This is a genomic window from Cyanobium sp. HWJ4-Hawea, from assembly GCF_024345815.1.
In the GTDB taxonomy this organism is placed as follows: Bacteria; Cyanobacteriota; Cyanobacteriia; order PCC-6307; family Cyanobiaceae; genus Cyanobium_A.
Window position 1 is genome coordinate 1 of sequence record NZ_JAGQBV010000047.1, and the last position, 16,570, is coordinate 16,570.

The 16,570-nt window shown below is 60.4% G+C and carries 17 protein-coding genes, 1 tRNA gene and 1 pseudogene; 8 read left to right on the plus strand and 11 right to left on the minus strand.

All coding sequences use genetic code 11. The features are described 5' to 3' along the window. Positions 1 to 239, minus strand: a pseudogene (locus KBY58_RS10310) (glycine cleavage system aminomethyltransferase GcvT); the annotation flags it as partial. 361 nt (positions 240 to 600) lie between these two features. Here KBY58_RS10310 and KBY58_RS10315 point away from each other — a divergent pair. Further along, complete coding sequence (locus KBY58_RS10315; RefSeq protein WP_255004248.1) at positions 601 to 999, plus strand: Crp/Fnr family transcriptional regulator; 399 nt, start codon at positions 601 to 603, stop codon at positions 997 to 999. 4 nt (positions 1,000 to 1,003) lie between these two features. Here the strand turns inward: KBY58_RS10315 and speE are convergent, their stop codons facing one another. Then, positions 1,004 to 1,888, minus strand: a complete 885-nt coding sequence (speE, locus tag KBY58_RS10320; RefSeq protein ID WP_255004249.1) for a polyamine aminopropyltransferase — start codon at positions 1,886 to 1,888, stop codon at positions 1,004 to 1,006. 25 nt (positions 1,889 to 1,913) lie between these two features. Then, positions 1,914 to 3,623 (minus strand): hypothetical protein, encoded by a 1,710-nt coding sequence (locus KBY58_RS10325; RefSeq protein WP_255004250.1) that lies wholly within the window; start codon positions 3,621 to 3,623, stop codon positions 1,914 to 1,916. A gap of 59 nt (positions 3,624 to 3,682) precedes the next feature. Here KBY58_RS10325 and arfB point away from each other — a divergent pair, with 59 nt between their 5' ends. Then, positions 3,683 to 4,114 (plus strand): alternative ribosome rescue aminoacyl-tRNA hydrolase ArfB, encoded by a 432-nt coding sequence (gene arfB, locus KBY58_RS10330; RefSeq protein WP_254934238.1) that lies wholly within the window; start codon positions 3,683 to 3,685, stop codon positions 4,112 to 4,114. A gap of 18 nt (positions 4,115 to 4,132) precedes the next feature. Here the strand turns inward: arfB and mazG are convergent, their stop codons facing one another. From mazG to KBY58_RS10350, 4 genes are read right to left on the minus strand one after another with little or no spacing between them, the layout of a single operon-like run. Then, complete coding sequence (gene mazG / locus KBY58_RS10335) at positions 4,133 to 5,047, minus strand: nucleoside triphosphate pyrophosphohydrolase (protein ID WP_255004251.1); 915 nt, start codon at positions 5,045 to 5,047, stop codon at positions 4,133 to 4,135. Positions 5,048 to 5,065: 18 nt separating this feature from the next. Further along, positions 5,066 to 5,551 (minus strand): DUF2227 family putative metal-binding protein, encoded by a 486-nt coding sequence (locus KBY58_RS10340; RefSeq protein WP_255004252.1) that lies wholly within the window; start codon positions 5,549 to 5,551, stop codon positions 5,066 to 5,068. Between the two features lie 26 nt (positions 5,552 to 5,577). Continuing rightward, complete coding sequence (locus KBY58_RS10345) at positions 5,578 to 6,354, minus strand: hypothetical protein (protein ID WP_255004253.1); 777 nt, start codon at positions 6,352 to 6,354, stop codon at positions 5,578 to 5,580. A gap of 5 nt (positions 6,355 to 6,359) precedes the next feature. Next, positions 6,360 to 7,325 (minus strand): lysophospholipid acyltransferase family protein, encoded by a 966-nt coding sequence (locus tag KBY58_RS10350; RefSeq protein WP_255004254.1) that lies wholly within the window; start codon positions 7,323 to 7,325, stop codon positions 6,360 to 6,362. Positions 7,326 to 7,351: 26 nt separating this feature from the next. Between KBY58_RS10350 and KBY58_RS10355 the strand changes: the two genes are divergently transcribed. Both KBY58_RS10355 and KBY58_RS10360 read left to right on the plus strand, forming a co-directional pair. Continuing rightward, a tRNA-Val gene (locus tag KBY58_RS10355) sits at positions 7,352 to 7,423 on the plus strand. A gap of 379 nt (positions 7,424 to 7,802) precedes the next feature. After that, positions 7,803 to 8,303: a glycosyltransferase family 32 protein gene (locus KBY58_RS10360; RefSeq protein WP_255004255.1), complete on the plus strand. Its 501-nt coding sequence runs from the start codon at positions 7,803 to 7,805 to the stop codon at positions 8,301 to 8,303. A gap of 53 nt (positions 8,304 to 8,356) precedes the next feature. Here KBY58_RS10360 and KBY58_RS10365 read toward each other — a convergent pair whose 3' ends face one another. Then, complete coding sequence (locus KBY58_RS10365) at positions 8,357 to 8,611, minus strand: hypothetical protein (RefSeq protein ID WP_254934625.1); 255 nt, start codon at positions 8,609 to 8,611, stop codon at positions 8,357 to 8,359. Positions 8,612 to 8,691: 80 nt separating this feature from the next. Here KBY58_RS10365 and KBY58_RS10370 point away from each other — a divergent pair, with 80 nt between their 5' ends. The 3 genes from KBY58_RS10370 to KBY58_RS10380 are packed head-to-tail and all read left to right on the plus strand — an operon-like array spanning position 8,692 to position 12,804. Further along, positions 8,692 to 9,129, plus strand: a complete 438-nt coding sequence (locus KBY58_RS10370) for a protein phosphatase (RefSeq protein ID WP_255004256.1) — start codon at positions 8,692 to 8,694, stop codon at positions 9,127 to 9,129. 26 nt (positions 9,130 to 9,155) lie between these two features. Next, a complete protein-coding gene (locus tag KBY58_RS10375; protein ID WP_255004257.1) occupies positions 9,156 to 10,004 on the plus strand; it encodes a hypothetical protein in 849 nt (282 codons plus the stop codon). Positions 10,005 to 10,020: 16 nt separating this feature from the next. Beyond that, the gene (locus tag KBY58_RS10380) at positions 10,021 to 12,804 is read left to right on the plus strand and encodes a valine--tRNA ligase (protein ID WP_255004258.1); all 2,784 of its coding nucleotides are present in this window, start codon (positions 10,021 to 10,023) and stop codon (positions 12,802 to 12,804) included. A gap of 30 nt (positions 12,805 to 12,834) precedes the next feature. Here the strand turns inward: KBY58_RS10380 and KBY58_RS10385 are convergent, their stop codons facing one another. Genes KBY58_RS10385 through KBY58_RS10395 form a run of 3 tightly spaced genes read right to left on the minus strand, consistent with a single transcriptional unit; the run spans position 12,835 to position 15,813 of the window. After that, positions 12,835 to 13,548, minus strand: a complete 714-nt coding sequence (locus KBY58_RS10385; RefSeq protein WP_255004260.1) for an ATP-binding cassette domain-containing protein — start codon at positions 13,546 to 13,548, stop codon at positions 12,835 to 12,837. A 13-nt stretch (positions 13,549 to 13,561) separates the two neighbouring features. Continuing rightward, positions 13,562 to 14,713 carry an ABC transporter permease DevC gene (gene devC / locus KBY58_RS10390; RefSeq protein ID WP_255004261.1) on the minus strand — a complete coding sequence of 384 codons (1,152 nt, stop codon included), beginning with the start codon at positions 14,711 to 14,713 and terminating at the stop codon, positions 13,562 to 13,564. 14 nt (positions 14,714 to 14,727) lie between these two features. Next, positions 14,728 to 15,813 carry an efflux RND transporter periplasmic adaptor subunit gene (locus KBY58_RS10395; RefSeq protein WP_255004262.1) on the minus strand — a complete coding sequence of 362 codons (1,086 nt, stop codon included), beginning with the start codon at positions 15,811 to 15,813 and terminating at the stop codon, positions 14,728 to 14,730. 84 nt (positions 15,814 to 15,897) lie between these two features. Here KBY58_RS10395 and KBY58_RS10400 point away from each other — a divergent pair, with 84 nt between their 5' ends. Further along, entirely contained in the window at positions 15,898 to 16,530 is a 633-nt protein-coding gene (locus KBY58_RS10400; protein WP_255004263.1) for a TVP38/TMEM64 family protein, read from the plus strand. Positions 16,531 to 16,570 lie beyond the last annotated feature (40 nt).

Genomic DNA, 16,570 nt, shown 5'->3' on the forward strand with positions numbered 1-16,570 from the left:
TCGCCGGGGCCAATGCGAAAGAGGTCGGTGGGCACCAGGCCCTGGAGGGCGTCTTTGGCCCCATCCCCCTGGAGCTGCAGCACCCCCATGTGGGAGATGTCGAACATGCCGCAGTGGTTGCGCACTGCCCTGTGTTCAGACACCAAGCCTTCAAATTGCACGGCCATCTCCCAGCCGGCAAAGGGCACCATGCGGCCGCCAGCAGCTTGGGCGGCCTCAAATAAAGGGGTTCGCTTCATGTCCAGGACCCTATTTGCTGTGGGCGGCCAATGCAGAAGAGAGTCGAAAGATTGGCGCGTGGGTGCTTTGCATTTGCCTTTGCCATTTCTACGGTGGGCGACCGCCTCGAGGGCTCGATGGTTCAACGCCCTTGCTGCCGTAGCTGTCGCCACTGCGTTGCGCCGACCACTGCGTTGCGCCGACCGCTGCGGGCAACCCCAATCGCCAGCTCAGCCTCGAACCCATGCTCGAATCCTGAAGGAAATCTTAATTTTTATCCCAGTATTGGCCGAATTTGGCCATTTGCTGCCATTGAGGCACCGGTGTCGGGCCCGGGGGAATGTAATAAGTGAGTAAGAAATTTCTATCGGAGCTGAAGGATTGGTTGCATCCCTGGCCATCAACACCGCTCTTGAGCTGATGGCAGCCCAGGTCGACTGTGAGGTCATCACCCTGCCCACCGGAGCCAAGGTTTTTAGCCGCGGCAGCTCGGCCGAAGCGATTTATGGCATGCGCCGCGGCATCGTCGAGGTAATTGGTGAAGGGGGCGAAAAGCTCTGTTATCGGCCCGGTGAGGTCTTCAGTTATCAAGACATCATTTGGCACGAGGGGACCTACCGCAACGAGGCCGTAGCTCTCACGCCGGTGGAGGTGGTGCGGTTGGACCGACTGCGTTTCTTAAACCTCCTGCACAACCACCCCACCCTGGCGGTGTTGCTGATCAGCCAGCAGCACGAGCGCCTGCGGGAGCAGCGCACCAGCGGCACCTGCTGTTACTAGGGCCCTATTCGGCTAGGGCCCGCTCCACATAGGCGGGGATCGCTTCGAAGGCGCCGCCCTGCCAGCGGGGGCTCCAGATTTCACAGCCACAGGCCACGGCCGCGGCGCGGGCGGGATCCGGCTGAAGATACCGGCGGCCGTCTGTGGCGGCGAAGGTCCAGCTCCACCAGCCACTGGGATACATCGGTACCCAGCCATACATCGGATCGGCGTGGCCGAAAACCTCGCGGATTAGGCGCACGGTGTCGATGTGCACCGCTCGGAAGGCCTCCGGTGATTCGCTCTGGGTGGCGAACACGCCGCCGGGCTTGAGGATGCGCCGGCAGTGTTCAAAGAAGGCGCGGTTGAACAGGCCCTCGGCCGGGCCGGCGGGATCGGAGCCATCGACGATCACCACGTCGTAGCTGGCATCGGCTGCGTTGGCGGCCCAGGCGATGCCATCGCCCACGGTGAGCTGGAGGCGGGGATCGCTCCAGCAGCCCCCGCCAATGCTCGGCAGGTGCTGCTGGCTCCACTCCACCACCAGGCCATCGATCTCCACCAGGTCGAGCTGGCGCACGCCCTTGTGGCGCAGGCATTCGCGGGCGGTGCCGCCGTCGCCGCCGCCAATCACCAGCACCCGCTCGATCGCCTCGGCGGTGCAGAGGGCCGGGTGCACGATTGATTCGTGGTAATGCCGCTCCTGGCGTTCGGCGGTCATCCAGCAGCCATCCAGCAGCAGGCCCTTGCCGTAGCGCGCGCTCTCGATGATCGTCACCCTTTGAAAGGCCGATTGCTGCTCGGCGATCACCCGACCTTCCAGGCCGTAGCGCACGCCATCGAAGGTTTCGTCGATCCAGTTAGGGCTGGAGATGGGCCAGCCGGAGGTGGTGACGGGTGACGGACTCACGGGTTTTGGCTAAATCTCGGTATAGCTAAGCCTCCCATCCGAGTGTTGTGCTTGCGTTCGGAAAGGCCACGCTGTAAAGTGCGACGCCTTCGTTTCGCCAGCCTTGCTCCAGCCAGTGGCGCCGCTCGTCGAGGGAGGCGGTGATGGCGTGCTGGCCATTGGGTGAGACCAGTTGCCACATCGGATCGAGTCCCTGCAGAGGCTTGTTGTAGGCAGTGAAGACCGTGCCTTGGTTGTTGTAGCCGGCTCTCTCCAGCAGGCTGATCTGGCCTGGATCAGCGGAATACACGGTGTCGTTGCGGTTGCTGCTGCGCAGCTCCACCACATTCGCCACGTAGCTGTCGTTGGGGTTGGTGGCAAAGGGCACGTTCACCAGTTGCCAGTTACCGGAGCTCACCAAGCTGTTGGCTTGGCTGGAACTGCTGGTGAGGCGCCATTCGCCGGTGATCGAATCACGCAGGCGAAAGGCCACCGCCAGGTCATCGGCGCTGTCGTAGGAGGCCAGGTTCTGATCAGCCCAGCTCACTGTGGCCGGATCCTCGAGGGCGAACTCCACAGCGATGGTCTGGCCTGGTGAGGGCTGGGTGTAGCGGTAGGCGGGCAGGGGATCGGTGCCGGGACCGCCGGGGTTGTAGATGGGGCTGTGGGTGCCAAGGCGTGGATCGGGCAACACGACGGCCTCTAGGGCGCGGATCGCTTTGGGACTCGAGGCCTTGATGATGATGTCGAACTGGTTGTCGTGGTCTTCCGCGTAGGTGTAGTCGGGGTTGGCAGAGAGGCCGTTGCCGAGGTCGGCGATGCCCAGCACCTGGAGCGTCCCGCCCTTCACCTTGACGTTGGTGCCGGCCTTGTCGATGGTGATCGCTTTCCGGAATCGCCCCTGAGCTTTCAGCTGGAAGAAGCGCGCAAATTCCTGGGGCAGGAAGCCGCTAACTCCATCAGGGGAGAAGCCGCCAGAGGTGAACAGGCGCAGCCGGTAGAGCTTTTCGCTGGTGCCGTAGTACTCCACTCCATGGTTGGCTACGGAGTTGGTGAAGGCCGGCGCTGGGTAATCCCCAGCCAGTGAGAGACGGCTGAGCTTGGCGCCCACCAGGGTGGGGCCGTTGAAGGGGTCGTAGGGGTTGTTGCTGCTCTTGCTCAGGCCCGTGCCGTCCACCAAGCCACTTGGGGTGATCAGCTGCACAGGGTTACTGCCGCCATTGACCACCTCGAAGCGCACTGGATGCACGGCACTGGGATCTCCGGTTGGGAGCCGGTTCGCGAAATAACCGAAGGCCACCACGGTTTGCCGCTCGTTGAAGTCGAGGTTTGGGTTCTGGGCCACATAGAGCGGTGTCACCACCTCTCCGGTGTTGAGGTGGATGCGGAAGTTCTCGGGCAGCACCGTGCTTGGCAGCAGCGGATGGCTGAATTCGATCGGCATCGCATCCATGAAGGTCTGCGTCGCCATGGCGTTGCTGAAGCCACCGAGTTGAACCCCTGACGGCGCCGTGCCTGAGGTGATGTTGCGCAGTGGTGCGGCTGGATCCAGCCCCAGCAGCTCCTGCACCACCCCGGCGCCCGCCGCCTCGGCCAGGCCGATCTGGTTTTCGCTGAGCAGGCCTGGGATCCCCGTGATGCCCTCGAAGCCAAGCCCAGCTGCCAGGATGCGGGGTTTGCTGCTCGCGCCGCCGTAGATGTCGGCTCGGATCACGATGCTGCGATGGAGCTGGTCGTAGCGGGAACCCTGGCCCATGGAGATTGCCGATGTGATGGCGCTGCGATCATGCTGGCAGCGGGCAGTGATTTCTGTAAGTGGATCTGCAGCTCAGCCCTCGCCTGCTTATCCCAGCTACGGAGCTGCGCTGGCGCTTCTCCCGCTCCTCCGGTCCGGGCGGCCAAAACGTGAACACCACCGACTCGCGGGTGGAGTTGGTTTTTGATTTGGTGGCCTCTGCTGCCCTGCCGCTGCTGCTCAAGGCCCGGGCCCTGGGGCGGCTGGAGACCCGGCTAATTGATGGCTGCGTGGTGATTGCGGCCAGCGAGCACCGCTCCCAATGGCAAAACCGGGTGGCTGCCCAGCGCCGCCTGGTGGAGTTGTTGCAGGAGGCGATCAAGCCGCCGCCGCCGCCTCGACGAGCCACCAAACCGACCCGGGGCTCCAAGGAACGGCGCCTGGCAGCCAAAAAACAACGCAGCGCCATCAAGGGCCAGCGCAGCGGCCGGGTTCAGCTGCCGGAGGATTGAGGGGAAGTTGACCGGGGTTTAGGGGTTAGTGGGGGCATCGCGTTCAGCCCGGATCTGGGCCTTGGCCTGCTGCCACAGGCCTTCCAGTTCGCGGATCGAGCGGCCGCCCAGCTCGCCGCCCAGGGCAGCTTCCACCCGGGAGAAGCGATCGAGAAATCGCTGGTTGGTGCCGGCCAGGCCCTCTTCAGGGCAGATCTGACACCAGCGCGCCACGTTCACCAGGGTGAACAGCAGATCGCCCAATTCCTCCTGGGCATGGGCTTTGTCGCCGGAACTAAGGGCTTCCTGCACCGCTTCCTTGAGTTCGTCGAGCTCTTCGTGCACCTTGGCCCAAACCCCTGCCATGTCGTCCCATTCGAAGCCCGCTGCGGCGGCCTGTTTTGAGATGGTCATGGCGCCAGCCAGGGCGGCTTGGCCGCGCACCTTGCCCGCTAGGCGATCGCTCAGGGGGCTGGCTGATTTGGTGGCGGATGCGTTGGCAGATGACATAGCTGGTAGCTGGGCTTTTTCGGCGGCCTTGATCGCTTCCCAGCTGGCTCTGACTGCGGCACTGTCTGCGGCTTCTGCACCGGCGAACACGTGGGGGTGGCGGCGCACCAGTTTTTCGCTGATGCCGATTGCAATCTCGGTTAGGTCAAAACGGTTTTCTTCATTGGCGATTTGGGCATGGAGCACCACCTGCAGCAACAGGTCGCCCAGCTCCTCTGCCAGGTGGCTGTCATCGCCATGGCGGATGGCATCGGCCACTTCGTGGGCCTCCTCCAGCACGTAGGGAATTAGGGAAACGTGGGTTTGCTCCAGGTCCCAGGGGCAACCACTATCTGGATTGCGCAGCTGGGCCACCACATCAATCAGCCTCGCCACGGCCGCCAGGCTTGCCGTTGGGCTTGCCGTTGGGCTCGAGTCGGGCAAGGGGGGAAGCGGGCTACTCATGGCGGCGGCCAATTTGCCTCACCTTCCCACCTTTGGCAGGCGGGGCATGGGATCGCCATCTTGAATGAGGTGCAGCCAACTGCTGGCTTCCACCCCCACCAGCGCAGCAATTGCTAGCGGCCTTTGCTGCAGCCAGAGCTGGTGGATCCCGCGCAGCACGGATTCCGGGCTGGGTGCACCCCAGGGATGCAAAAGCGCGCAGATCATCAGCAGCATGGCCAGCAGATAGGCCAACCGCAGGCCGCTCCCCAGCAGGGGACTATGGGAAAAGAGCGAGCGGTGGCTGAGCAGGCTCCGGTAGGGCCACCACAGCAGCTTGAGGGGCCCCCAGCGGCGGGTGGGATTTGAGCGGGTGTCTAGATCGGGCGAAAGCAGCAGGCCCCCCAGCAGAAAGCCCAAACCGGCGCTGCCGATGCCCGCCAGGCCAAGCCAGGGCCCCCAGAGCAGGCCAAAGGGGAGGCTGAGTAGCCAGGTGGCGCGATCGTGTTGGCGTCCGCTGGCCATGGTTTCAGTAGGGCTTCAGCGACAAATCAATTGCCCCAATCGCTTTTTAGTTCTGCCCTCAGGTATCGCCAGAGCCAGGGATTGAGCGGATAGCGAAGCACGATTGATAGTGGCGGCAAGGCAGCCAGAACGCTATCCATTTTGGGTTTGCCATGGAATTTTAGAATCAAGGATTGGTTCAGTTTTGTGGCAGCTAATTGGCGGTTTTTGTTTGCTGTTTTGAGGAGAACTTTATATGAACTAATCCATTCACTTGGCCAATATTGCAATTCTTCATTGTTTTTATCTTGGAAGACTTTGAAAATAAAGTTCTGATCGCCTGGAAAATGTGATTTGTCGTAGCGCTCTTCGCACCATGCTGTCCAGACTTCCTGGGTGGCTGGGCTGGGTTTAATCCAAAGTACGGAGGAATTAAGAATTGGATAGTTCCAGTCTGCGACCCCAATCAAGCTCGCCTGGCCTGATTGACCCTCCTCAATTAGGGGATCTAGGCTGTTTCTGACAACAAGGGTCAGATCCAGATATAGAAACGGCTGGACTCCCGTCAGGCGTTGGTCAAAAAGCCTTAACTTTGCAAAATATCCGAGTAGTTGATTCGCTTCGATATCGACCAGCTTGATTATTTGGTGGCTGAATCCTGTGCATTCAAAGTTGTTGGCGGCCACTTTGTCGGTATAGATCGTAAAAGTATGGGGCTGTTTTACATGCTTTGCGACCGATCTTGCTAGCTTGCCTACCCATTGATCAGGGTATTGGCTGCCGACGTGGACAGTGGCAATTATTGGCGTAATTACTTCGGCCATGGGGGTTAGGCGCGTCGCAAGGCTCTTTCTGCCACAGGCCCGCTGGGTCTTAGGCGTTGCCCACTGCCGTCATTGGAGCGCCAGCGGCGGTTTATCCAGTAGTACTGCTCAGTGTAAGTGTTAATCCAGGTTTCCTGCCAAAGGCTTAGGGCATTGGCCCGGTCGCTGAGATCGCTGCTGGAGTCGGTGGGGATTAAGGGTTTGCCGCAGCTGAAGTGAAAGCGGTCGTTATCTGTTCTCACATGGGCCACGGGAAACAGCGGACAACCCGCCCTTTGGGAAAGGGCTAGGGGCCCTTTGGCGACCCTGGTGTTGAGGCCAAGGAAGTCTGCCTGGGGAGCGCTGCTGCTGCGGGTATAGAGATCGGTCATCATCACGAGACTTCCGCCGTTTTTGATGCATAAAAGTATCTTTTTGGTGTCAGATTGGGACACCCACTGGCAATTGCTATTGCTTCTGCGAGCCGCATTTAGGACCGCATCACTGTGGGGATTTCTGGCTGGTCTATATACCACAACGAGATTGTCTAGATGCTGACTAAGCCAACGTAGGCCGATATCCCAGCAGCCAAGATGTAGCGATCCCACTATTAGCCCCTGGCCCCTCACTTGGGCCTTAAATAGATCTTCCAGGCCCTCTCCGTCCACGTCAATTAACGGGGGCTCGATCGGCTGAATAATCGATTCGAGGCAGGAAAGAAAAAAACTATCTAGGGATTTAGCTGCGATTGATTGCCGCTGCTTTGCTGTCAACTGGTCGCCATAGACCAGGGCTAAATTTGAATTGGCGGTGGCGAGTCTTTTGCCAAGGGCCGGTGTGGCTAGCTGGCGGGCCCAGCGGACCCCTTTTCGCATGGTTCGGTGGGAGCGGCCCTGCAGCAGCATCACCAGCAGCCTGGTAACAGTGGCTTCGCCTTTCCAGACGATCTGTTGCCAGAAGCGGGTGCGGTAATTTGCTCGTTTTTTGGCCATGGCCTATTGATGTATATTGGCGTTAAGCCCGATTAGCTCAGCGGTAGAGCGCCTGCCTTACAAGCAGGACGTCGCTGGTTCGAACCCGGCATCGGGCATCATTTTTGTTTATTTAGATCCTATGCCTCCCTTAGCCAGGCTGGATGCACTGGTGCCATGACGGCCGCGAATCGATTTGGTAACTCTTTTGGAAGAGTGCACAATTATCCAGCCTACATACTGGGTAGGTGTTTGAAGTTGGTAGGTAATCTTTGCAAAGGGTTGATCCGGGTAGTTTATATAGCTAGCCCTGGGTGGCGAGCCTTGATTCCGTCTAGTTCCCAGGCCATATTTTTTCGTAGAAGCCAACGCCAAATAAGCCCAGTTCTGTGGCAAACTAACTTCACAAGAAGTGTGGCAATACCAGTAAAGTTGAATTATTGTTGCAATCGCCTACTTGCTGGTTCGAGCTCCTATCACTGCGTATCCGATGAGGAGATGGATGTGTTTGTTGGTGATCATTTCCAGGGTCGTATTCAAGATTGTTTTAGCCGTTTGACCATTGGCGCAGCTAGGGCAGATCTGTGGCGCCTATTGGTGCTGTATCGGGAGGGGGGAATTTATATGGATGTCGATGCCCATTTGGTCTGGCCAGTAAATTCTCTTTTAAGGGACGATCCCAGTGAAATATTTTTAGTCGGAAAAGATGGTCGCTTTACTAACTATTTTCTTGCCAGTTCACCAGGCAACCCCTGGATAAAATTGCTGATCGACGAGGTGCTTCGTCGAATTGAAGATGTTCAAACTAATAATGTTTACCACATAACAGGCCCTGGCGTTATGGACGATGTTCTTGGTGGTTCAAGCTGCAATGTGCTGCGTATGGAGGAAGTTTGTTTGCATGGGAATTTCACAAATAAATATTTTCAATATATTGATAATGTCGACGGACATTGGATTACTGCAAAGAAAACAAGGGCCGCAGTGCGTCCCCGCTAGGATCCATGCTCTAGCAGCACTAGTCTCCTGAGCTGGGGGGTGATGGTACCACCTCATCCTTCCGGGAATAGCAGGCTGGCCAGTTCGTCGGCATCCACGTCGTAGACACGCGCCAAGCTGGTCTCGATGGCGCTGGTTACTTCGCCGGGTAGGAAGCGCATGGCATTGAGGGCATCGTCGGCGATGTCATCGGTGAGCAGGGTTTCACCCCCTAGTTTTTCGTCGTTGATGACCGCCATTACCCAGCTCTGGTAGGCGTAGACGAGGTCGGCAAATTCCAGGTCGGGATCGTTGAGATCGATGGCCATGCCGCCTGCTCCATTGGGTTGTGCATGCAGTTTGCCGGTTTGCTTGCGAAGTTGCAGCATCCGTTGCCCAGGATGGGGTGATGGACACCACCCGTTTGCAGGCCACCCTCCTTGATTTCGCCCTGGCGGAGCTGGTGCGCCAGCACCGCGAGAGCTTCCAGCCCCTGTGGAGTGTGGACAGCTGGGCCAAATTGCTGATTTGGCTTTCCTTGAATTGCGGTTGCAGTGGCGATCAGGACAGCCTGGAGGAGTTTGGAGCGGCCCTGGGCCCGGTGCTGGCGGCTCGAATGCGACGGGTGTTTTTTGAGCGGGAGCTGGTGGCCCTTGAGCTGCAGGTGATGGCCGATCCGGCTGAGCAGCAGGTGCTGGTGTTGCCCCTGGCCCTTGGTCAGGGACCCTTGGCCCCCGATCTGGTTGCTGGGGCCCTTGAGCAGGCGGGCCTCATTGAACTTGTGGTGGCCGACCGGGATCGCTGGCAGCAGCTCGATCGGGCCGTGGCCGTGCCCTGGCTTAGATAACAATGACCTGGTAGGAGATTTTGGCCGTGTCGACCCTCCCCCAAGGTTTTGTGGCCAACCGCCACCGCATTGCCCGCAGGCGCCGGATCCAAATGCTGGCGAGGGTGTTGTTGATGATCCTGGCCTTGGCTGGGGCCAAGGTCCTGGTGCATGCCCTTGGTTGGGAAACAATTCAGGTGACGCCCCTATTCACTTCGGTGGTGGCATCGACGGTTTTTTTGCTCGGTTTTTTGCTCAATGGGGTGCTGTCTGATTTCAAGGAGAGCGAAAAACTACCTGCTGAAATTGCCACCTCCCTGGAGGTGCTTGGCTTAGAGATCCAAGCCATTTCTGCCCACAACCCTGCAGCCGCTGTTCAAGGGCATTTGGTGGCGGTGGCCGATTTGGCCGAGGGCATGGTGGCCTGGCTGCTGACGCGCATCACTACGGAGCAGTTCATGCAGCTTTTTCACCGCGTTTATGGCTCGGTGGTGCAAGCTTCGGTCTTGCTCAAGGGCAATGCCACGCTCCAGGCCCGGCTGGTGGCCGAAATGGCGAATATCTTGAGGTTGGCCAACCGGGTCGAGACGATCCGGGAAACATCCTTTGTGCCCCTGGTCTATTGGCTGGCCAATTTGGGCACGGGCCTGTTGTGTTTTGGCCTTGTTTTCATGGCCGTGCGCACCCTGCCTGAGGCCCTTTTCTTTTTGGCCGTAATTGCATTTCTGTTGATCTTCCTGATTCGCCTAGTGGTCGACCTCGACAATCCCTTTGGCTTTGGCGATCCCCATTCGGCTGAGGATGTGTCCCTGGACGCCTTGGCCGCGGCCGTACGACGGATCGAAGTGATGCGAGATGGCTCTGGGGCGGCACCCCCCTTTGAGAGCATGGGCTGATTGCGATTGCCCTGCCGTGACTGAGGCCGTGCCGAAGACCTATGACCCGGCGGGTACGGAAAGCCGCTGGCAGCAGGCTTGGGAGAGTAGTTGCGCCTTTCACCCCGACCCCAAAGCCCCTGGGGAACCGTTCAGCGTGGTGATTCCGCCGCCGAACGTCACCGGCAGCCTGCACATGGGCCACGCCTTCAACACGGCCCTGATCGACACGATCGTGCGCTTCCAGCGTCTTCAGGGCAAAAACGTCCTGTGTTTGCCAGGCACCGACCACGCTTCGATCGCCGTCCAGACGATTCTCGAAAAGCAGCTCAAGGCCGATGGCCAGTCCAAGGAGGCGCTGGGGCGGGAGGCCTTCCTGGAGAGGGCCTGGGCTTGGAAGGCCGAGAGCGGCGGCACGATCGTGGGCCAACTGCGGCGCCTGGGCTACTCGGTCGACTGGCGGCGGGAGCGCTTCACCCTCGATGCCGGCTGCAGTGGCTCGGTGATTGAGGCCTTTAACCGCCTCCATGAACAGGGGTTGATTTATCGGGGTGAATACCTGGTGAATTGGTGTCCGGCCTCCGGTTCGGCGGTTAGTGACCTAGAGGTGGAGATGAAGGAGGTGGACGGCCACCTCTGGCACTTCCGCTATCCGCTCAGCAGTGGTGCCTGTGCCGATGGCCGCACCCACCTGGAAGTTGCCACTACCCGTCCCGAAACCCTGCTGGGGGATACGGCCGTGGCGGTGAACCCGAAGGATCGCCGTTATGCCGGATTGGTGGGCCAGACCCTCACCCTGCCCTTGGTGGGGCGCCAGATCCCAATCGTGGCCGATGACCACGTGGAGGCGGAGTTCGGCACGGGTTGCGTCAAGGTGACCCCCGCCCATGACCCCAACGACTTCGCCATCGGCCAGCGCCATGGCTTGCCCTTGATCACGGTGATGGCCAAGGACGGCACGATGAACGAAGCGGCCGGCCGCTTTGCCGGCCTGGATCGCTTTGAGGCCAGAACTGCAGTGGTGGCTGCGATGGAGGCGGAGGGCTTTCTCGTCAAGGTGGAGGACTACCGCCACAGCGTGCCCTTTTCCGATCGCGGCAAGGTGCCAGTGGAGCCCCTGCTCTCCACCCAGTGGTTTGTCAAAACCGAACCCCTGGCGGCCCGCTGCCGTGAGGCCCTGGATGCCTCCGCCACTGGGCCCGATCCCCGCTTTGTGCCGGAGCGCTGGACCAAGGTTTACCGCGATTGGCTCACGGACATCCGCGACTGGTGTATCTCCCGCCAGCTGTGGTGGGGCCACCGCATTCCCGCCTGGTTTGTAGTGAGTGAAACCGGCGGCGAAATCACTGACAGCACCCCATTTGTGGTGGCCAGGAGCGAAGCGGAGGCCTGGGTAAAGGCTGGCGAGCAATTTGCTGCGGCCGCTGCGGCTGGCGGCCAGCCCTTGGCTCTAGAGCAGGACCCAGACGCCCTCGACACCTGGTTTTCCAGCGGTTTATGGCCCTTCTCCACCCTCGGCTGGCCGGATGAGGATGCTGCCGATCTGCAGCGCTGGTATCCCACCAGCGTGCTGGTGACTGGCTTCGACATCATCTTTTTCTGGGTGGCCCGGATGACGATGATGGCCGGCGCCTTGACGGGCCAGATGCCCTTTCGGGATGTGTACATCCACGGCCTGGTGCGTGATGAGCAAAACCGCAAGATGAGTAAGTCCGCTGGCAACGGCATCGATCCGCTGTTGCTCATTGATCGCTACGGCGCCGATGCCCTGCGCTTTGCCCTGGTGCGTGAAGTGGCAGGAGCAGGCCAGGACATCCGCCTCGACTACGACCGCAAAAGCGACACCTCAGCCACGGTGGAGGCCACCCGTAACTTCGCCAACAAGCTCTGGAATGCCACCCGTTTCGCCCTGATGAATCTGGGCGGCGAGACCCCAAGCTCACTGGGTGAGGTGGATCTTGCCGAGCTGAAGTTGGCCGACCGGTGGATCCTCTCTCGCCTGGCTCGGGTCAACCAGGAAACGGCCGAACGCTACGGAACCTATGGCCTCGGCGAGGCAGCCAAGGGGCTCTATGAATTCGCCTGGAATGAGGTGTGCGACTGGACGATCGAGTTGCTGAAGCGCCGCCTCAACCCCGGTGAGGACCCCAGCCCCGCAGCCCTCGCCGACCAACGGGTGGCGCGGCAGGTGCTCGCCAAGGTACTTAGCGACCTCTTGGTGATGCTCCATCCCCTGATGCCCCACTTGAGTGAGGAGCTTTGGCATGGCCTGACTGGCTTGCCAGCGGACACCTTCTTGGCCCTGCAGAGCTGGCCTGCGGTGCATACGGCTGACCTAGATGGGGAATTGGAGGCGTCTTTTGCCGAACTGATCGAGGCGGTGCGGGTGGTGCGCAACTTGCGGGCCTTGGCCGGATTAAAGCCAGCCCAGTCGGCCCCGGTGGTGTTTGTGACCGGTCGCGGAGAGCTTGCAGCTGTTTTGGAGGAGGCAACGGCTGATATCACTTCCCTAACCAGGGCGGAATCGGTGCAGGTGCTCGCCCAGGCCCCCGCCTTGCCCGGCTGCCTGGCGGCGGTGAGCGGTGAATTGCAGGTGCTCTTACCGATTGAGGGTTTGGTGGATCTCGATGCCCTGAAGGGGCGCCTAGAAAAAGATCTGGCCAAGGCCGAAAAGGAGATCGCCGGGCTGGCGGGCCGGTTGGCCAACCCAAATTTTGCCGATAAGGCCCCGCCAGAGGTGGTGGCCGAGTGCAAAGCCAACCTGGCCGAGGCCCAAACCCAGGCTGATCTTGCCCGCAGCCGCCTAGGGGATCTGGGCTGAGGCCCCCTTCACCGGCTCAGAGATCAGGTCTTAATTGCCCACCAACTGGCCAGCCTCGAGGTTCACGATCCGATCGGCGATGTCGAGAATTTTGTTGTCGTGGGTGACCATCACGATGGCAGCCCCGTGCTGATCGGCCAGGCGCCTAAACAGGTCGACCACATCACGGCCAGATGTTTTATCGAGGGCGGCGGTGGGTTCATCGGCCAAGAGCAGGCTGGGCTTGGGGGCCAGGGCCCGGGCAATGGCCACCCGCTGCTTTTGGCCCCCGGAAAGTTTTTCTGGGTAGTAGCTGAGCCGTTCCGCCAGCCCCACTTCGCCAAGCATGGCGGCAGAGCATTTATCCATGGCCGCCTTACCCCGCCCCAACCACTCATGGGAGACCTCCAGGCCAAAACGAACGTTTTCTTGGGCCGTGAGATATGGCAGCAGATTGTGGGCCTGAAAGATGAAGCCGGCCTGGCGCCTGAGCCGGGTGAGGCTGGTGTTATCGGCATTTAGTAACTCCTCCCCCAGCACCTGGAGGCTGCCGCTTTGGGCGGCCCGCAATCCCCCGAGCATGGTCAGAAGGGTCGTCTTGCCTGAGCCGGACGGACCGGTGAGGATCACTATTTCGCCTGCGTGCACCGTCAGGTTGATGTCGCTGAGTACCTGCTTTGCGGTTTCAGCCTTTCCAAACCAGTGGTCGAGATGGTTTACCTCGATGCGAATTTCGGGGTTGGGCGCAGTTTGAGTAGGGGCCATCAGATAGGGGCCATTAGAAAATGTCGGCCGGATCCAGCCTTCGCAACTTGCCGGTGGCCAACCAGCCCGATCCAGCTGACATGGCCAGGGTCAGGGCAAACACAGTTACAGCCCGCTCGAGCGTCATGGCAATCAGCAGCGATGTGGCGCGAAACAGGACTGCGTAGAGCCCCATGGCCAACAGCAGGCTGGGTAGAAAAGCCAGGGCTGCCAATAGCAGGGATTCCTGAACAATGATGCCGACCACAAAGCCATCGCCATAGCCCATGGCTTTCATGGTCGCGTATTCGGGCAGGTGATCACTTACGTCGGAATAGAGAATTTGGTAGACGATAATTGCCCCCACTACTAGGCCAACTAGTACCCCGAGGTTAAAAATTAGTCCGAAGGAAGTGTTGTTTCGCCAATGCTCTACTTCTATGGCTTCCAGTTCCTTGAGGGTGAGCACCTTCACCGAGGGATCAAGGAAGTTGGCCAGGGTTGCTTGCACCTGCTGGGGGCTAACCCCCGCTTTCAATTGAATTACCCCTAGCTGGATGTCATCACTGGTTTGATCTGGAAACCAGTTTTTGAAATTGCTGGCGGAGGTGAGCAGGTTGATGTCGGCTGAGAAGGTAAGGCCCATCCTGAAGATCCCGTTAACAACTGCCCGCTTGCCGTTTAGCTCGGTGTCATAAAAACCTTCTGTTGCCACTATTTGGGCCACCGGACCGGCGGCCTTTTTAGAAAGGGTGTCGAAGAACAGGCCATCCGGTCTCAGCAGCTTGCTGCTATCTGTGGCCAGTTCGGGTACGCGCAGGGCAGGGTTCTCTGGGGCCAGTCCGAAAATCAGCGCCTGCTTTTTCTCGCGACTGTCGCGGTTGAGCCAGTTGGTTTTGCCTATGTACAGCGGCGTCACTGCCTTGACCCCTTGCACGCCTAGGGCCTGGACCAGGCGGCTGCGGGGCATGTTTAGGGGCTCCCCCAGGTTGGTGTATCGGCGGCTGACCATCACCAGCTCGCCCGTCAGCAGTTGCAGCGGTCGCTTTTGGCTGGCGTAGAGCCCGCTGGCCAGCCCCATTTGGAAGAACACCAGCACGTTGGCGAAGCTCACCCCCGCGATGGCAGCGAATAGGCGCATCGGCCGATGGCTGGTTTGGCGCCAGGCCAGGGGGATGCGGTTCAAGGCCCTTGGGGGTCTCATCTGCTGGTGCTCGCTTCCAGGGCTTTGCGGGCTGCTTCCTGGCGAGCCCTTTGGGGGGCAGTTAATGGAGCAAACAGCAGGTTTACCTGCAGATAGTTGAGGTTGCTGGCCATTACCAAAGCTTCTTTAGGGAGCGCGATCTTCACCTCCAGCACCCGCCGGTCCAGATTTTCGCCGGCCTGGCCGCTGAAAACGCTCTGGCGACTGACCTCTCGGGCTATCTCCACCACCTGGCCTTGCACCTGCCGGCCCTTAAAGCCGTCGGCGGTGATAGTCACCTTTTGGCCCAGGGCAACCATGGGCCGATCGCTCTGATACACCTCGGCGATGACGCCCATTCGGCTGCTGTCCCCCATCTCCAGCAGCCCCTCCTCGCCAACCTTGTCGCCCGGACGGACATGCAGCTTGAACACAGTGCCTGAGAAGGGGGCCAGCACCGTGGCTTTGTTCCGCTCTACCTGGTCTTTCTCGAGGGATGTCCGACTTTCCCGCAGTTCTTCCACCAGGGTGCCTTTGCTGGCAATTGCCTCGGCCAACTGGGCCTTGGCACTGCTTTCATCCGCCTGGAGTTGCTCAACCCTGTTGGCACTGGTGGCCCCAGCTTTGAATAGTTGCTCCGATCGTCTGGCTTCGGCGCTGGCCTGGCGCAGGTCAGCGCGGTAGCGGGCAATGACGCTGTCCTGGGAGACCAGCTTGCTTTCGGCGACGCGGATTGCCGCCTTGGATTTGCGCACGCTGCCTTCGAGGGTGTCGAGGCTTTCCAGCACTGCCAGGGGCTGGCCCTTGCGCACCTCTTGACCCTCCTTCACCAGGATTTCACGCACCCGGTCATTGCTGAGGGAACTGGGCACCGACACCTGGCTGATGCCGTCGAGGGGTTCGATCCGACCGATGGCTGACACCTGGCGTGGAAGCAGGGGGATGGCCCGGCGGGCCTCCTCTTTGGCTTGTTCGCGCTTCTGCCATAGACGCGTACCCAATCCGGCCAGCAGTACCAGGGCCAGGAGACCAGCCACCCATGGCCAGGGGCCGCCGCCCTTGCGACCGCTTGGCTGGGGATTTGTCATTGCTGGATTTGCCATGCCCTGGATTTCTTATAGGGCTGGGGCTTGGCCCTGTCTATCGCTACGGTTTAAGGGGCTGATTTGGTGGGGGAAGGTTTCAGGATGGATGCGGCCACGATCAATGGTTTCGGCCTGCTGGATCAGCTCTTGCCAGCCCTGCAGTCTCCCCTAGGCGCAGCGGTTTTTGTGCCCCTCTATGCCCTCTGGGTCACCCTTTTGCTGCCGGGGGTTTGGGCCTCGATGTTGGCGGGAGCCCTCTATGGGCCCTGGTGGGGAAGTTTGATCGTGTTTGTGGGGGCCTGCCTGGGGGCGGAAGCTGCCTTTTTGCTGGGCCGCACTTGGCTGCGCGACTGGGCCCGAAAAAGGCTGGCGGCCGTGCCCAAGCTGCAGGCAGTGGAGCAGGCCGTGAGCCGGGAGGGCCTGAAACTGGTTTTGTTGACCCGCCTTTCGCCGGCCTTTCCCTTCAGCCTGCTCAACTTCGCCTATGGGCTCAGTGATGTGAGCCTCAGGGATTACACGATCGGCTTGGTTGGCATCGTGCCGGGAACCCTGCTTTTTTGCGGGCTTGGCGCCCTCGCGGGTGATGTGGCCCGATTTGGGGAGGTTCTCTCCGGCCGCGCCGATCCAGCCACCTGGGCCCTGCGGGTGGTGGGCCTGGGGGCAACAATTGCAATAGTGGTGCTGGTGGGCAAAGCAGCCCGCCGCGCCCTTCAGGAGGCAGAGCCGCCGGGCTGATCAGGATCGTTCAGCCGCCAATCCCGCAGCGCGGCAATCA

What these genes read in the sequence shown, in the direction of transcription:
- KBY58_RS10325 (WP_255004250.1), bottom strand. Translation starts at nt 3,623, where the DNA reads ATGGGCCAGGGTTCCCGCTACGACCAGCTCCATCGCAGCATCGTGATC.
- mazG (WP_255004251.1), bottom strand. Translation starts at nt 5,047, where the DNA reads ATGAGTAGCCCGCTTCCCCCCTTGCCCGACTCGAGCCCAACGGCAAGC.
- KBY58_RS10340 (WP_255004252.1), bottom strand. Translation starts at nt 5,551, where the DNA reads ATGGCCAGCGGACGCCAACACGATCGCGCCACCTGGCTACTCAGCCTC.
- KBY58_RS10345 (WP_255004253.1), bottom strand. Translation starts at nt 6,354, where the DNA reads ATGGCCGAAGTAATTACGCCAATAATTGCCACTGTCCACGTCGGCAGC.
- KBY58_RS10350 (WP_255004254.1), bottom strand. Translation starts at nt 7,325, where the DNA reads ATGGCCAAAAAACGAGCAAATTACCGCACCCGCTTCTGGCAACAGATC.
- KBY58_RS10360 (WP_255004255.1), top strand. Translation starts at nt 7,803, where the DNA reads ATGGATGTGTTTGTTGGTGATCATTTCCAGGGTCGTATTCAAGATTGT.
- KBY58_RS10365 (WP_254934625.1), bottom strand. Translation starts at nt 8,611, where the DNA reads ATGGCCATCGATCTCAACGATCCCGACCTGGAATTTGCCGACCTCGTC.
- KBY58_RS10370 (WP_255004256.1), top strand. Translation starts at nt 8,692, where the DNA reads ATGGACACCACCCGTTTGCAGGCCACCCTCCTTGATTTCGCCCTGGCG.
- KBY58_RS10385 (WP_255004260.1), bottom strand. Translation starts at nt 13,548, where the DNA reads ATGGCCCCTACTCAAACTGCGCCCAACCCCGAAATTCGCATCGAGGTA.
- KBY58_RS10395 (WP_255004262.1), bottom strand. Translation starts at nt 15,813, where the DNA reads ATGGCAAATCCAGCAATGACAAATCCCCAGCCAAGCGGTCGCAAGGGC.
- KBY58_RS10400 (WP_255004263.1), top strand. Translation starts at nt 15,898, where the DNA reads ATGGATGCGGCCACGATCAATGGTTTCGGCCTGCTGGATCAGCTCTTG.